We start from the raw sequence: 17,302 nt of genomic DNA on the forward strand, positions 1-17,302 counted from the left end.
GGACTGGAACTGGAACACCGTCGCCGGCGGCACCGCCAGCTCCCTGATCACCAACCCCGCCTTCGACACCGCCCACCTGGCCGGCCTCAACCTCCACCACAAATGGCACACCACCACCAACTTCACCCTCCACAACACCACAACCGGAACCGGAACCCCCACCGGAACCGGACCGACCACCCACCTCACCACCGGCCCGCACACCACCCCGCCCACCACCGGAACCGACCTACCCGACACCACCACCGGAACCGGCCCACACACCCACCTCACCACCGGACCCCACACCCCACCACCCACCAGCACCGGACCCCACACCACCGCGACCCCCGACACCGACCCGAGCACCCCCACACCCGAACCCGACACCCTCACCCGACCCACCACCAGCACCGGAACCGGCCCACTCCCCTACACCACCCCCGAGTGGCACACCGCCCGGCCCAGCGCGCCGAATCCCCCGGCAACCGTCAACCCACAGACGGAAACACCCCCGGACACCGCCCCGGGTCCCACCTCCACGGCATTCGGAACGCCCACCGCCCCCACCACGGCACAGCACCACGGTGACGGCCGGGAAGCCGAATCCCGGGGGCACGACACCGCCGCTCTCCTCTCCCAGATCAATTCCGGCACCGAAGAGCAGGAAATACCGCAAGCAGCCCCGCCGGGTTCCGTCGGCGTAGCGGAAATACTCACGGCCGTCTTCGGGCCCGAGGAAGCGGAAGATCCCGGCTTCGGGGCCCGTCTGGCAGCCGTGGAACTGCTCACCGGCCTCCAGACCGACCACCCGGACTCCGCCCGGAGCGCTCTGGACCTGCCCTCCCTGGCGCGGGACGTCCTGTTCCACACCGACGATCCCTCCCGGCCGGTGCGCGAGGAGGACATACGTGAGTTGCTGGCGCTGGTCAACCGGGCCGCGGAGCAGGGTTGGGCGAGCAGTGTCGACGAGCTGGCCGCCTACCACCTGGAACGTCAGGGAGCCCTGGCGTCCCCCTGGTACCTCATGACGGTGGGGCCCTCCGACAGACAGATCCAGGTGCTGAACTGGGCCAACTATGACCTGTCCGGCATACGGCTGGACAGGACCTACCTGTTCGACACCGACCCGTCGGGCCGGCAGATGCCGCGCGCGTCCGCCTCCGGCGGAGGACTGGCGGCCCACCGCGCCCCGTGGGAGGGCCACCCCCTGGTGGTCCTCGCGGACGCGCCCCGGCCGGGATACGCCGGGATCCTCGGCTTCGAGGTGCGACTGGAGGTGGCCGCCGTCCTGGTGGAGTCCGCCTGGACGGACCTGAAGGAGAGGCAGGTTCCGCTCACCGACGTGGTGATGGCCGTCTCCTCCGCCGGTGACGGCGACCGCGGCGCCCTGCGGCAGCTCGCCGAGAGGGTGCAGGCCACCGTATGGGGGCCGGACCGGGACGTCGCCCTCTTCGCGCCGCCGTCGGCACCGAAGCACTACCTGCTCACGACGGCCGCGGAGGACCGGGACCACCCCCGGGGCCGGTGGGTTCCGAGCGTGCCGGGCGAGGCCCCGCTGCCCGGCAGGGCCGCCACCGAGTACCGCACCGTCGACGACAGGGTGATCCGCGACCCCGGCATACGCCTCCGCACCACCCTCACCGGCGACGGGAGGCAGCCCTTCGGTCTGCACTCCTACACCGACCGGGACCTGCTGCTCCGCGCGAACGTCCTGGACCGGCTGGACTCCGTCACCGGTTACGTGGAGTACGACGAGAGCACCGGCACCTCCAGTGCTCCGCGGACGTTCCCGTTCACCGTCGCGGGCAGCGTGTCGCTGCACGGCGCGCCAGGAGTGATCTGCCTCGCGCTGAAGGACGGTACGGAGGCCGCTCTGGCCGGTGGGCAGGCCGTGAAGTTCCTGGCCCGCCGCCCCGAACTCGCCCGGATCGCCCGGGACAAGCCGGGCGGCTGCATCCTGATCAGCGCGTGCAACGCCGCTCGGGAGACACCCGCACAGGACCCTCTGGTCCACCGCCCCCTCCTACAGCGACTGGCCGACCACTACGCCTACCCCTGGGTCGGTGCGGACCGAGCGGTGGGACTCGTGGCTCCTCTCCTGAAGACGTACGAGGAACCCGGTCTGCCACCGGGCCGCTGGGTGACGTTCTGCCCCGAACCCGAGCCGCACGAGCTCGACCGTCTCGCCGACGAGCTGGACTTCCCCGCCCTGCCCACCGACACCCCCGCCACCCGCCGGGAACGCGTCGCCCGCTGGACCCTGGTCCTGCGCCGCGCCCTCGACCGCCCCGCCCTGGGCGCCTTCGGCGACCTCGGCGAACTGCGCGACCTGCTGCGCGGACCGGCCGCCCTGGAACACCTGCGCCTGAACGACCCCGCCTACACCGGGGACCGCTCCGGCCCCCTCACCACCCCCCTCCTGGAGCACCTGCTCCAGGAGCACACCGCGCACCGGCCGCACCTGGCCGCGCTCCTGCCGAACGAGCAGGTGGAGGTCGTCGTCGACGCCGCCGCGAGGGCGGGATCCGCCGACGGACCGACCACCCTGTCGGCGTTCCTGGACCCCGGTGCGGCGGCGACCGACGACCACCGGGCCGCGATGACGGCCCTGCGGGAGATCCACGCCGGGGAACAGGCCGACTCCGGGCGGCCGTTCGCCCTGGCGGACTTCGCCCGGCGTGTCATGCTGCACACCGACGACCCCTCCGCCCGGTTGCCGCCCTCGTACGGCCTGAGGCTGCTGAACCTGGTCCGGGAGGCGCACACCGCGGGCCGTGCGGGCGGTCTCGCGGCCCTGGAGGCCTTCGCCCTGCAACAACAGGGGGCGTACGACCCCGCCCGGTTCCCCGACCGGCTGCGGACGGCGGACGGCGACCTCCCCGCCCGCGTCTGGAGCGGCCAGGACACCACGACGCTCGACCCGTCGCGCACCACGCTGCTGGTGGAGCTCTCCGGACCGCCGGTGCCGGTGAACGGCAGGGACGGGAAACCGCTGCGGATCGCCGCCGGATGGCCGTCCGACGCCTTCCCCGTGGTGATCGACAAGCCCGACATCTCCCCGTCGCTCCTGGTCATGGGGCACTCGGTGCCCGGCGCGGTGGTGGACGAACTCATCGCGCACGACCCGGCCCGCCGCCCGGGCAGTGCGGTGGTCCAGGTGTTCCGCCACACGGGGCGCAGCGGGGCCGGCTCCCCCGAAGCTCTGGCGGAGCGGATCGGCCGCCCCGTCTGGTTCAGCCGCGCGAGGGTGGTCGTCGCCCCTCCCGCCACGACCGGATCGGATCGCGGCATGATCGCGGAAATCGGGTTCGCGTCCCGCTGGGAGGCGGCCTGGCCCTCCCCGGACCGGGAGACCCTGGCGTGGGCGGCGGACTACACCGGACTGGCCCGGGACGCGCGGGCGAGTGCCGATCCGCCCCTGCCGCAGGCGCCCGCCTCCGAGACGCCGTTGCCGGTGCCCCAGCGACGGATCCTGCACTGGGTCCGGGAGTTGCGCGACGCCGGCGTACCTCTCGACCTGCGCGCCTCCGGCATGTCGGAGGCGGAGCTGACCCTTCTGCGGGGAGCCGCCGCGCTGGAACGGATGCGGCTGGCCGACCCCGCCCGCCCCGGCGGGCACGCCGGGCCGGTCACGCCGGAGTTCCTGGAGGGCCTGGCCAGGGCCTATCTGTTCCACCGGGACATCCCCACCCACCAGTGGAAGGACCGTCTGCGGGAGATCCTGGCCGACGCCGACCACACGGTGCGGGCCGACGAGTTCCCCGGTCTCGGCGGCCTCCTGTGGCATGCGCTCACCGGCACCGGCACCGGCGGTGTGGGGGCGCAGGACAGGTCGGAGCCGGCCCTGAGCGCCTTCGTCGGCGGGGACGGCCCGGCGGACCCCCGGATCTACGCCGAGGACTCCGGCCGGGAGTTCGACGACCTGCAGGTCGTCGGCTGGGTGGCGGCCCACCCGGGGCTGCGCGACGCCCCGGGCGCGGACGCCGGGACGCCGGGTGAGGCCGTTCCCCCGGAGGAGGCGGGCCTGTCGGTCGCGGAGCGGCGTGCCTGGGCCTGGCTCCCCCATGTGAAGGCAGCCTTCCCCGAGGTCTGGGCCGAGGAGGAGATGACGCGGGAGCGTGCCCTGGGCTGCTTCGCGGGCGCGGTGGCCCTGGAGCGGATGCGGCTGGCCGACCCCGTGTACGCCGGTGGGCGCTCCGGACCGGTCACCGACCGCCTGGTGGACGACATGCTCCTGGCGTACCTCGCCGGGCAGGGGCTGACGGAGGCCGTCCCCTACCGGAGGCTGTACCTTTCCGAACTCCTCGACTCCGCGGCGGAGGAGTTCGCGGACGACCCGCGTCTGACGCTGACGGCGTTCCTGTCCGGCCTGTCCGGCTCCGGTCCGGTTTCCGCGGCCGCCCAGTTCAACGCGGGGAGCGGGGCGCCGGACGCGCCGCACGCCGCTCCGGCGGCCACCGCGGCCGGGCCCGCCGCGGACGTCCCCGCCCCCACCGCCGGCTTCGCCGGGCTGGTGGCGGCGATCGTCGCCGGGGCCGCCCCGCAGGGGCCGGAGGCGGAGGCGCTGGCGCGGCAGGTGCTGAGGCTGGGCACGGGCATGCCGGTGGACGGGGTACGGCTCGAGGAGTTCGCCACGCTGGTGCGGGAGGCCGACGCGCAGGGCCGGGCGGGCAGTGAGACCGCTCTGAAGGCGTTCCACCTCCAGGAGCGGCTCGGGGTGCTGGACGCCCGGGAGACGGTGGACGCTCCCGGCGGCCCGGTCCGGGTGCGCAACCTGTCGGGCGCCCCGCTGCCGCCGCTGGACCTGAGCCGCGTCGCGGTGGCCGACGGCCGGGGCCGGGTGGTGCCCGGTTCCGTGCGGGACGCCCCGTGGGCCGCCGGCGGACCGGTGTACCCCGTGGTAACCGGCCAGGGCTCGAACACCGACGGCGTACTGCTCCGCAAGGGCGCCGCGTCGTGGTGGGTGCCCGGCCCGGTCTTCGCCGAGATGCTGCGGCATGACCGGTGGCGCCCGGCAGGGGCCCGGGTGGTGCTGGTCTCCTCCGGCGCCGCCGTACGGCCGGAGCTGGTGCGCCGGACGGCCGCCGCGACCGGGCAGCGGTCCTGGGCGCCCTCCGGCACGGTGGCCTTCGCCTCCCCGGGCCAGGGCTCCCCCCACCGGGTGCTCGCGCTGCGCGACCAGGGGCCGGACCTGCCGGTGGGGTCCTGGGTGCCCGGTCGGCCGGGCACCGCCTCCCCCGACCTCTCCCCACCCGACGGCCGAACCGCCCCCGACGGCGGCGAGGTCCTCTCCCTCGACGGCGAACGGATCCCCGACTCGGCGGTCCTGGCCCATGTGCTGGTCGGCGCCGGCGGGCAGGACACCGTCGGGCACGCCTCGTTCACCTGGCGCGAGATGCGCGCCCGGGAGGAGAACTACCGCGAGATCGCGGACACGGCGCACATCGCCCCGTACGACCGGACCACCGAGCGGGAGGGGGAGCTGCGACAGGCGCCGGAGCGCGCCGGGGGCTATCACGCGGCCCTCCACGGGGTCGCGTCCGGCTACCGGCTGGCCTGGACGCGGATGACTCCCGGCGGGGTGAAGGAGGTCAGGCGGTCCACGGTCGGCGGTGAGCAGTACGGCCGCTACCTGACCCGCCGCGGCAGCTTCTCCCGGCTGGCGCCCGGCAGGCCGGTCCTGCTGGACGCGTGCGGCAGGGAGCAGGCCGCCGCGGAGCGGGAGCGCGACGGGCTGCTGTACGACGGCCCGCCCCAGCAGGTGGCCACCGCCACCGGACGCCGGGTGCACCAGATCCAGGACGCCGACACCCTCGTCCTGGGCGCGGGCCGGGGACCGGACGGGGTGGGGCGGCCCGCCCGCCTCCTGCAGGTCGAGGACGACGTCGACCATCCCCGGGGGCGGTACCGGGAGTACTGGCCGCTGCCCCGGGAGGCGGAGCTGGACGCGCTGGCCGAGGCGGGCGGCCTGACGGCGCCGCAGCCCGCACCGGCGGAGGACCGCGAGCTGACACACCGGCGGGTGCTCTCCTGGGTCCGGGCGATCCGCCGCGACCCCGCGCTGGGCCTGGCGGCCGAGGGGGAACCGGACTGGACCGACCCGCGCGCCCTGCGCACCGGCGACGGGTACCGGAAACTGATCGCCGGGTTCGGGTCGCTGGAGCGGATGCGGCTGGCCGACCCCGCCTTCGCCGGGGAGCTGTCCGGTCCCCTGACCACACCCCTCCTGGCGGACCTCCTCGACCGCCACCGCCGGGCCCGGGGCGCGGACACCGCCGATCTGGCGGCCCTGCTCGCCGACGCCCGGGAGGCCGGGGACCGCCCGGGGGCGACCCTCACCGGCTTCCTCACCCCGCCGCCCCCGCCGGTGCCCGCCCCGGCGCCGGTGCTCACCGCCGGTGGCGACGGCGCCGGTACCGGCGTCCTGGCGCACTCCGGGCCTCCTCCGTCCGCCGCCGGACGGATGCTGCGCGAGGCACTCGGGGAGGAGGTGACCGCCGCTCCCGAGTACGGGGCGTGGCGGCGTCTGGTGGCGCGCCTGAACCGGACCTGGGACGCCGACCCCGACGTCAACGGCGCCCCCTTCGGCCTGGAGGTGCTGGCCCGCCGGGTCACGCTCCACACCGACGGGTCCGGCCCCGTGACACCGGACCGGATCCGCCGGACGCTGCGCCTGGCGGACGAGGCGTACACCGCCGGCCGGGGCGCCGACATCGCCGACCTGGAGGCCTTCCACCTCCTCGGGGAAGGCGTCTACGACCACTCCGCGATCACCTTCACCGCCGAGGACGGTTCCTCCCTCCCCGCACGCGCCTGGCAGGACGGCGTCCCGCGCAGGGTGTCGCTGCGGCGGACCGTGGACCTGGCGCCCGACGTCCGGGGGGAACTGGTCCCCGTCCGGGAGCCCGACGGGACGCACTCCCGCCCCGCCCGCTGGAACGGAACACCGTATGTGTACGTGGCCCCGGCCTCCAGGAGCCATATCGTGGTCCTGGGGGTGAAGATCCGTCCGGCGGTGTACGCGCGGGTGGTCCAGCACGACCCGCTGCGTCCCCGCGGCACCGACATCGTGCTGATGACGCAGTACACCGGGGCGGGGGACACGGCACTACTGCGGTGGGTCGCGAGGCTGACCGGCGAACGGGTCTGGGCCCCCACCGGCCGCGTCGCCTTCAAGGGGGCGCCGCCCGCCGAGGGCCTGCCGGCGGGTTCCGCCGTCCTCTCCCTGGTGCACGGCACGCCACCGGACGGGACTCCGTCCGCCTGGGCCTCCGCCCGTCTCGACGGCACGGCCGGGGGCACGCCGTCCGCGGTCGCCACCGCCCAGGAGCCCGATCCGGAGGAGGACCCCCTGGCCCGGCTGGCGCGGGTGCGCCGGGAACTCCCGCCCGGCACGGTCGACGACGCGGAGTACGCCGAGTGGGAGCACCTGGTGGTGCTCCTGAACGGGACCTGGGACGCCGACCCCGACGTCAACGACGCCCCCTTCGGCCTGGAGACGCTGACCCGTCAGGTCCTGCTCCACACCGACGGGTCCGGCCCCGTGACACCGGAGCAGATCCGCCGCACGCTACGGCTGGCCGGCGAGGCGTACGCCGCCGGCCGGGGCACGGACATCGCCGACCTGGAGGCCTTCCACCTCCTCGGGGAAGGCGTCTACGACCACTCCGCGATCACCTTCACCGCCGAGGACGGCCCCCTCCCCGCCCGCGACTGGATCGGCGCCGCGCCGCCCTCCCTCATGCTGCGGTGGACGCTCGTACTGTCGACCGACGCCCACGGCACCCGCACCGTGGCGCGGGACGCCGGGGGCAGGCCCGTGTTCCACCCGGCCAAGTGGCGCAGGCCCTACCTGTACTTCGCCTCCGGCGGCATGAACGGCGTCGGCCTGCTGGGGCACACGGTGCGCCCGGCCGTGTACGCACGGGTGGTCCAGCACGACCCCCGACGCCCCAGCGGTTCCGACATCGTGCTGCTCAACCCCTACGCGGCGGGCGGCAACCGCAGGCTGCTGCTGCGGATCTCCTCGGCCACCGGGGAGACCGTATGGGGCGCCGACGGGGTGGTGACACCCGCGGCGGCCGCTCCGTCCGGTGCCGCTCAGCCGCCGCCGCCGTACCTCGCGGTCCTCGACAGGCGCGCCGCCGGGCTGCCCCTGCCCCGCTGGATTCCCGCCCACCCGGACGAGCCGTACGACCCGGCGGACGGCAGGGGGACGATCCGCGGCCTGGACGGCACCGTCGTCCCGGACCGGGCCCTGCGGGTCCACACCCTCCTCGACAGCGGCGGAAGGGAGGCCATCGGCCAGTATTCGCCGGACGACCGGCTTCTCGACGAGATGGTCCGGGAGGGCGTGACGGCTCCCGATGCGGTGACGCACTACGCGCTGTTGAGCGAGAGACTGCTGGAGCAGCGGAAACTGCCCGACGGAACCTACAGGTCCAGTGGGATGGAGCGCGTCGCCGAGCCACCACGGCCGTTCACCTTTCATCCCCTGGTCTTCGTGTGGGATTCCCACGGACTGCCGGGGAGCCTTTCGGCGCACTTCGCGGACGGGCCGGGGGGCTTCATGTTCGGCGGGCGGGAGGCGGGCGAGTACATCGCCCGGCAGCCCGAGTTCCGCGCCCGGAGGAAGAAGCACCCGAACGGCTACGTATGGCTCCAGTCGTGCCTGCAGATGACCCTGGAGGACGGAGTCGACCCCCTGGTCGGCGGCCGTGTGCAGGACGTCGCCGACACGGTGGGGCTCCGTGTCGTCGGTCAGGTCCGGAGGACCTTCCGTTCACTGCCCGGGGACGGCCGGCTGACCCTGTACTCCCTCGTCGACGACCACGGCAGGGGCGGGTTCGCGGTGAAGGCGCCCCGGCCGTCGGCCGAACAGCTTGAGCAGACGGTGCGGGGCTGGGGGCTGGACCGGGTTCCGGCCGCGCTCTCCGAGAACCGGAACGCGGTGGTTGGGCCCGCGGAGGAAGCCCTGACGGTTCCCCAGCGCCGGGTGCTGCGGTGGGTGATGGCCCTGCGGGAGACCTTCGGCGGGGAGGTGGAGTACACCTGGCCGGTCGGGTTCGTGCTGTTCCTGCGCCAGGCGCGTGCCGTGGAGCTGATGCGGCTGAACGGAGCGGCCGGAAAGGGGCGGACAACCGATCCGCTGACCTGGGAGAAGCTACAGAAGATCATGGACCGCTACCTCCGGCACCGGCCGGGGCTGGCGAAGCGCAAACCGTCGTGGTCGGCCCGGATGGAGGACCTGCTGGCCGCCGCCGAGAGGGCGTGGCTGGACGATCCCGCACGGTCCCTGTCCGACTTCCTGCACACGGGTTCGCTGGCGGCTCAGTTCAACGCGGGCGAGGCCGCGGGAGCGCCGGATCAGGTCCAGCCGTTCGACCCGGCGTCGGTCCTGGCCGGTGTCTTCGGCCCGCAGTCCCAGGAGGTCTCCGAGGAGGGGCTGGCCGCGGTCCGCGTCCTGGAGCACGTCCGGGCCGGCCACCGGGACTGGACCGACCGGCCGCTGGACCTGTACGCCCTGGCCGCGCGGATCGTCCTGCACACCGACAGTGCCGGTGCCGGTGGGGATGCCGGTACCAGTGCCGGTGCCGTCGTGTCACCGGACCACGTCCGGGAGCTGCTCGACCTGGTACGGGACGCCGGCCGCCTGGGACGCGACCGGGACCTGGCCGACCTGGAGGCGTTCCACCTGCAGGAGTCGGGGGCCTACGACGCCTCGCGGTTCCCCGACATCCTGCACACGCCCGCGGGTCCCGTTCCCGCCCGGAACTGGGGAAGGACGAAGCTCGGCCGGGTGGACCTGAGCGCGACCGGTGTGTTCCGGCACTCCGACCAGGGCGAGCTGACCGCCGTGACCGACCCCCAGGGCGGGCCGCTGCGTCTTCCCGCCAAATGGAGCGGCGACTCCTTCGTGGCCGTCGCCACGGCCCCCGGGCTCGGACAGGTGGAGGTCATGGGCCACACCGTCGGCCTGGAGACCGCTCTCCGGCTCGTCCTCCACGACCCCGCCCGCCCCCGGGGCCGCGAAATCGTACTGGCCGTCCCCTATGTCGGGGCCGGTGACCTCGGCGAGGTCCGGCAGCTGGCGGAACGGGCGGCGGTACGGGTCTGGGCCTGCGACGACAGCATGACCTTCCTCTCCCGCCACCACACCGGCACTCCCTACCGGATGGCCGCGGTCTCGGAAGGGGTCGCCGGCCGGTTCCCGAGGGGGCGCTGGCTGCCGGGCTACCCCGGTGAGGCGTTCCCCCTGCACGGCGAGTACGCCTCGTTCCGCGACATCACCGGCGCACCCGTCCGGTATGACCAGCTGGCTCTCCGTACGCTGCTGAGCAGCGACGGAATGACGACCATCGGACTCAGCCTGCTTCCTCCGTCCCAGGCGAACAACGACGTCTACGGGTTGGACGGGCTGGACGGGGTCCGGCACTTCCTGATGCACGACCAGGCGACCGGGCGGGAGGGCAAGCCGAGGAAGCTGCCGTTCCGGATCGGCGCGGTGATGAACATGCACGCCTCTCACGACTCCCTGGAGCTGTCGGCCCGCGACAGCCGGAGCCTGTGGGTGGGGCGCGAACAGCTCACGGACTTCCTCAAGCGGTACCGGACGCCCTTCCACGCGTCGCTGCGCCGGCAGCCGGGCTCCTCCTTCCTGGTGCTCGGGTGCAGGACGATGGCGGAGTCCCCGGACAGCGACTTCCTGTCCTTCCCCCCCGTCGGATTCCAGATCTCCGAGGCCCTCTCCTCGGCCGATCTCCCCGTGGTGGCGGCCGGAAGCTCACTGGTGATGCACAGGTGGGAAAGGTCCCTGTTCCACTGGTCCGAGGAGGACCGGCAGCGGCTGAACCCCAGGAACCTCGCCTTCCTCCCCCTGACCGGCGACCCGGACGGGCCCACGCCGTGGAACATGGCCGGCCCCCTCCCGGCACGCGCCTACTTCGACCGACTGCTGCCGATCCTGGGGCCTGCATGGATCACAGCCGCGAACGCCGAGGTACCGGGTGCGCCGGTGGGCCCCCAGGAGGCGGGCATGCCGATGGTGCACCGGCGCCTGTGGCGCTGGACGCTGCTCCTGCGACGGCTGACCGGCAACCCCCTGCTCGGCGCCGCCGGCGATCTGGAGGCCGACGTCCAGGTCGTCCGCGGGCCGGCGGCACTGGAGTGGATGCGGCTGCACGACCCCCAGCTCACGGGCGAGTGGGCGACCCCCCTGACCGCGAGAACGCTGAACGCCATGCTCCGGCGCTACGTCCGGCACCGGCCCGAGCTGGCGCAGCGGGATCCGAGGGAACAGGCGTGGAGCATGCTGGAAGCGGCCCACCAGAACCTGGTGGCGCACCCGGGGCTCACCCTGTCCGACTTCCTCACCGGTGCCCTGCCCGCGGACACCGCCGGACCGGACGATCCGGCCCAGCAGGTCAACGCGGGATCCGGTACACCGCCGGTGCCGGAGCGGGGGCCGTTCGACGCGGCCGCGGCACTCACCACCCTGCTGGGCGAGGAGATCACCGGCGACCCCGCCTTCGGCGACCTCCTCGACGCCGCCCACCTCCTGGCCGACCTCCACACCACCCCACCGGACCTGCCCGCCCTCGCCCACCACCTCCTGACCTCCCCCGGCCAGACGGACAGAACCGACCGGGACGCCGTACGCGAACTCCTCGACCTCACCCACCAGGCCCACGCCTCGGGACACACCACCGACCTCCACGACCTCACCACCTTCCTCCGCGAGCACAAGGGACTGCCGCCCCTGCCCGGGCTCCCCTCCCCCACGGCGGCCGGGACACCCGCCGACCCGGCGACAGAAGGAGATCTCGGCTCGCAGATCAACTCCGGACACGGCCCGTCCGATCCCCTGGAACGCCACCTGCGGAACGTCCTCGGCCACGGCGTGGTGGACGACCCCGGCCACTCCTCGCTCAAGCGGTGGACGACGTTCTCGGAGCTGTCCTGGAGCAGCGACGAGGAGTTCCGCACCACCCTCTTCGACCTGGAGACCCTGGCCGCGCGGATCATGCTGCACACCGACGACACCTCCCACGGCGTCCCCCGACGGGTGGTGCGGCAGGCCCTGGAACTGGTGGGCCGGGCCTACGCCGCCGGCCAGGCACAGGACATCGCCGATCTGGAGGCCTTCCGCCTGGCGGAGGAGGGCGTCTACGAGGACTCCGTCGCCGTCCTGCACACCGAGCACGGCCCGCTGGCCGCCCGGGACTGGCAGGGGGACCTGCCGGCGGCGATGCTCTCCTCGGTCCGGCTGGGGCGGACGGCGGTGCGGCGCTCCGACGGCACGGGGCGGTCGTTCTTCATCCTGGACGACGGGAAACGACCGCTGCTCCTCCCCTCCCTGTGGCAGGGGGCGCCGTCGGTGTACATCGCGGGAGGCATGGACGGTCGCGTTCTGGTACGGGGGCATTGGGCGCGTCCGGCGCTGTACGCCCGTCTGGTCCAGCGCGATCCGCTGCGCAAGCCGGAGTCCGAGGTGGTCCTGCTGACCCCGTACGCCACGGCTCACGGCGGTGAGCTGCTGAGGCGGACCGCCGAGCTGACCGGACAGCGCACCTGGGGCACCAACGGCCGTGTCGTCCTCGCCTCGCTGCCGGCGGCACCCGGCACCCCGCAGCCGGTCACCGTGGCGGCCCTGACCGGCGGTTCGGCGCCGGCCGGAGCGCCCTCGGCCTGGTTCCCCGCCTACCCCACCGCCACGGCACCGGTGGAGGTCCTGGACGAAGCGCGCGACGCGGTCCTGCCCGAGGCCGCGCCCCTGCGCGCCTTCTTCGGCGGAGAGGTCGCCAAGGTTCCCGAATACCGGGAGTGGAAGCGCGCCATGGCCCACCTGCGCGGGCTGTGGAGCGGGGACGTCGAGCTGCGCGGCACCCCCTTCGATCTGGAGACCGCCGTCCGGCAGATCATGTTCCACACCGCCGACGCCTCCCCCGACGTACCGCCGGACGCCGTGTGGAAGCTGATGCAGTTGATCGCCGACGCCCGCGCCCAGGGGCGCGGCGAGGACATCGCCGACCTCGAAGCCTTCCACCTGCAGCAGCAGGGCGCCTACCGGGACACGGCCTTCACCGTGCAGACCGGAAGCGGGCCGGTCTTCGCCCGCGACTGGGGCGGTTCCGCCCCGCCCTCACTGGCGCTGAGCCACACCCTCACCGTCCACACCGAGCCGTCCGGCGCCCGGGACGTGCTCCGCGACGCCGGGGGAAACCCGGTCTTCCACCCGGCGGGGTGGCGGGACCCGTGTCTGTACTTCGCCTCCGGCGACGCGGACGGCATCGGCGTCCTGGGCCACCGGGTGCGGCCCGCCGTGTACGCGCGGCTGGTCCAGCACGACCCGCGACGTCCCCGCGGCGCCGACATCGTGTCGGTGGTCTCCGGTCTGGCGGGGGACAACCGCAGGACGCTGCTGCGTATCTCCGCCGCCACCGGGGAGACCGCCTGGGGCCCCGAGGGAGGGGTGATGTCCACCACCCCCCGGCAGGTTCCGGGCGGGCCCCCACCGGTGAGCGGTCTCGCGATCATCGGCGGGCCCCACGACAAGGCTCCGCTGCCCCGCTGGATTCCCGCCCGCCCGGACGAGCCGTACGACCCGGAGGACGAGCGAGCCACCCTCCGCGGCCTCGACGGCACCGTCATCCCCGACCGGGCTCTGCGCATCCGGCTCATGCTCGGCAACAGCGGGACGGAGATCATCGGCCAGCAGTCGCTGACCGACGAAGACATCCTGCTCTCGCTCAACACCGGCCACATCGACCGGATCGGCACGGACGCCGTGACGCACTACGCGTTTCTGGAGAAGAAACTGCTCGACCGGCGCCGGAAGGAAGACGGCTCCTACTCCTCCGACACGATGGCGCAGTTGGCGGGACCGTCGATGCCCTTGCCCTTCCACCCTCTGGTCTTCGTCTGGGACTCCCACGGGGAGCCCGGGTTCCTGAGGGCACACCGTGCCGACGTGGACGGCTCCTTCACGTTCGGCGGCCGGGAGGCGGGGGCCTATCTCGCGCGACAACCCGAGTTCCGCAGCCGGAGGAAGACGTACCCGAACGGCTATGTGTGGCTCCAATCGTGCTGGCAGATGACCCCGGAGGACGGAATCGACCCCCTGGTGGGGGGCCACGTACAGGACCTCACCGACGAGGTCGGACTGCGCGTCGTCGGCTCGGTCCGCCAGACATACGCCCCGGCATTCAGAGGCGGACAGCTGACCTGGTACTTCTCCACCGACCGCGGCAGGGGCGGGGTCGTGGTGAAGGCGCCCCGGCCGCCGGCGGACCGGCTTGAGCGGATGGTGGGGGCCTGGGGGCTGGACCGGATCCCGGCGGCCCGCGCCGAGGACGAGGGCGCACTGGGCTCACCGGCGGAGGCCCGTCTGTCGGTGCCACAACTGCGGGTACTGCGCTGGGTGATGGCCCTGCGCGAGAGTTTCGGCGGAGAGATCGAGTACCTGCAGCCGCAGTACTTCGAGACCGCCATGGAGCAGGCCCGCGCCGTGGAGACGATGCGTCTGAACGAGGCGAGCGAGCATCGCCCCGTCAACGCGCTGACCTGGTCCGAACTGCAGGACGTCATGCGCGACTACCTGCACCACCGGCCGGAGCTGGCGTACACCCCGCTGCCCTGGTCCGAGCAGCTCAGGGCCCTGCTCGCCGAGGCCGACCAGGTGTGGCGCACCGCCCCCGCCACCACCCTGACCGCCTTCCTCCGCCGCACCCCCTGGACGGCCCAGTTCAACAGCGCGCCCGACGGCGGGCCGGGCACCTCACCACCGGAGCGGGGGCCGTTCGACGCGGCCGCGGCACTCACCACCCTGCTGGGCGAGGAGATCACCGGCGACCCCGCCTTCGGCGACCTCCTCGACGCCGCCCACCTCCTGGCCGACCTCCACACCACCCCACCGGACCTGCCCGCCCTCGCCCACCACCTCCTGACCTCCCCCGACCAGACGGACAGAACCGACCGGGACGCCGTACGCGAACTCCTCGACCTCACCCACCAGGCCCACGCCTCGGGACACACCACCGACCTCCACGACCTCACCACCTTCCTCCGCGACCACCGCACGGCGCCCGACGGTCCCGCCCGGCCCCTGTGGGACGACGCACGGAACCTGAGCCTGGAGGGGACGGCGCTCACCCTGCGCGAACCGGACGGAGGCGGTGGCCGACCGGCCGAGGCCTTCGTGCTCGCCGCCCGTGCGAACCTCCCGGCGGCGCTCCTCGCACCGGTTCCGGGCCTGGCACCCGACGGGGAGTCACCGGTGCCCGAGGCCGCCGAGGCGCTCGTGGCCTGGGCCGCCGACCGCGCCGACGAGGCGACGGTGCCGCCGGAGGGACCGCTGCTGGGCGGGGACGAGGCGGTGACCTGGCCGGAGCTGGAACGGTCGGGGGCGGACCTCTCGGCGGGCCGGCAGGCGCAGGCGCTCCTGCTGGGCGGCGCCCTCCCGGCCGCCGACTCGGGCCTGACCCGTCCTCAGCAGTTCCGGGTGCTGGCCGGGCGGCCGACGGCGGTACGCGGAGACGCGGCCGGCACGACGGTCGACCTGACGGCCGCCGCCCTGGCCGCCGAAGCACTGGGCGTCCGGCTCCTGGTGGCCGAAGCCGGTGCCGCGGACGGCGACCGGCTGCTCCGCCTGGGGTCGGCGTCCGGCCCGGCACTGCTGATCGCCCGCGACGGCGGCCGGTACGCCGCCGCCGTACCCGACACGTCCGCCGCGACGGCGCGGACGGGCCCGGCGGGAATCCCCGGCCGGGCAAGGGAGGCGAGAACACCGCGGTGATGGCGGGAGCGCGCCCTGACTCCCCCGGTGCGGGTGCGCCACCGGTGGGCCGACCCGATCTCCGCCATCCCGTACATGGTGCAGGGCGGCTTCCCGCGGCGCCGGTTCGCCGTGGACGGGTGGTCCTTCGTCGATCTGACGGTCCGGATGGACACCACCGGCGATCCGGTGGACCCCCGGCAGTTCGCCGGCCGCCCCACGCTCCACGGCCACCGCTGGCCGGGGCGGCGGGGCGGGGAGTGACGGAGGGAGAAAAACATTCTCCGCGAGTGAACCGAACGGCGGGTTTCGCGTAGTGGTAGGTGAGGGCTGTACGCCCTTGCCTACGTTGACCAGGAGAACTGCCACCGGTGACGTCCTCGGGGACCCATCCGGCCATCCCGATGCGACAGGTGAGAACGAGATGAGCGACGAGCGCGCCCCGGTGACCCGCACCGACCGTGCCGAGGGGCCGGACGAGTTCGGCGGGAGCGGGAGGACCTCGCACATCGCGTCGCCGTCGCAGGGGGACGAAGCCGGCGTCGGCGACGGCACCCGGAGCACCGCGAAAGGCAGGGCGCTGAGCCTCGAACCGGCGGCCGGGGCGGGAGCGGAGAGCGAGGACGTCCCGTTCGTCTGGGAGCAGATCACCCCGCCCGACGAGATCCCCACTCCTCCCGAGGAGATCGTCGGAGCCGCCAGGATGGCCCCCGAGTACTACTTCTACATGCCCGACCCCAACTGGTCCGGCGATGGCGTGCCGCCCGAGTGGGCCGTCATCGGGCGGTGGCGCTCCGACGACAGGGGCGAGATCGCCGACTGGGAGTACAACGAGAAGTACCGGCCCTCGCCCGAGGCGCTGGGCTGGCGCGAGCCGGCCGACGAGGTCGACGAGGCCGTGCAGTTCGCCGTGACGGGCTACGGCCCCACCGAGGCCGTTCCCGAGGCGATGGCCGCGGCCTCGCTGCACGTCTTCCTCGACGCGGAGGGCAACCCCGCCCTGCGCGAGGGCCCCGAGGAGACCACCGTGGTGCCCGTCTTCACCATGACTCCCGACCTCCGGAAGACGGACCTTCCGCCGCACCGCCACACCCCGGTCATCGACCTCCTCGGAAGTCTGACGGAGGGGCAGCAGCTGATGTACCTCAGCCCGACCTCCCCGGTGACCATGGTCGTACCGACCGATGCCCTGCTCCAGGCCGCCCGGACGGCAGGACCGGAGACGGTCTGGGAGGCGGACGAGGACTCCCCCGGCCTCCGTCCGCCCACCGTGGGATCGGAACCCTTCGGTACGGAAGGCCTGGCCGCGCAGGAGACCGGTGAGGCGTCGAGCCCCTCGTCGGGCACGGACCCGGCCACCCCCCTCACGACCGCCGCCGGTGCGGCAGAGAGCGCTTCCTCCGGTGATCCGGCCGCTCAGGGCGTCTCGGTGGATGCGGGCAGTGACGGGGTGGGGTGAGGGTGGCCATCCGCGACGAGATCGACTTCTCCGATGAGGAACAGTGGCTGTTCTTCCTCCTGATCGGCGAAAGACCCACCGACGCCCTC

General features: G+C 74.0%; 4 protein-coding genes. 3 read left to right on the forward strand and 1 reads right to left on the reverse strand.

Going from position 1 to position 17,302, the window contains the following annotated elements; all coding sequences use genetic code 11:
* A partial coding sequence (locus QC029_RS28770) for a hypothetical protein (protein WP_279558762.1) occupies positions 1-393 on the reverse strand: 393 nt, incomplete at its 3' end.
* 364 nt (positions 394-757) lie between these two features.
* Between QC029_RS28770 and QC029_RS28775 the strand changes: the two genes are divergently transcribed.
* The 3 genes from QC029_RS28775 (at position 758) to QC029_RS28785 (ending at position 17,213) form a co-directional block, all read left to right on the forward strand.
* Positions 758-15,775: a lonely Cys domain-containing protein gene (locus QC029_RS28775; protein ID WP_279558763.1), complete on the forward strand. Its 15,018-nt coding sequence runs from the start codon at positions 758-760 to the stop codon at positions 15,773-15,775.
* A gap of 27 nt (positions 15,776-15,802) precedes the next feature.
* The gene (locus tag QC029_RS28780; protein WP_279558764.1) at positions 15,803-16,018 is read left to right on the forward strand and encodes a hypothetical protein; all 216 of its coding nucleotides are present in this window, start codon (positions 15,803-15,805) and stop codon (positions 16,016-16,018) included.
* A gap of 160 nt (positions 16,019-16,178) precedes the next feature.
* Entirely contained in the window at positions 16,179-17,213 is a 1,035-nt protein-coding gene (locus QC029_RS28785; protein ID WP_279558765.1) for a type VII secretion system-associated protein, read from the forward strand.
* The last annotated feature ends 89 nt before the right edge of the window (positions 17,214-17,302 follow it).

This window comes from Streptomyces sp. DH37, assembly GCF_029813835.1.
In the GTDB taxonomy this organism is placed as follows: Bacteria; Actinomycetota; Actinomycetes; order Streptomycetales; family Streptomycetaceae; genus Streptomyces.

Excerpts from the sequence above, each read along its gene's own strand:
- QC029_RS28785 (WP_279558765.1), top strand. The coding sequence starts at position 16,179 with ATGAGCGACGAGCGCGCCCCGGTGACCCGCACCGACCGTGCCGAGGGG.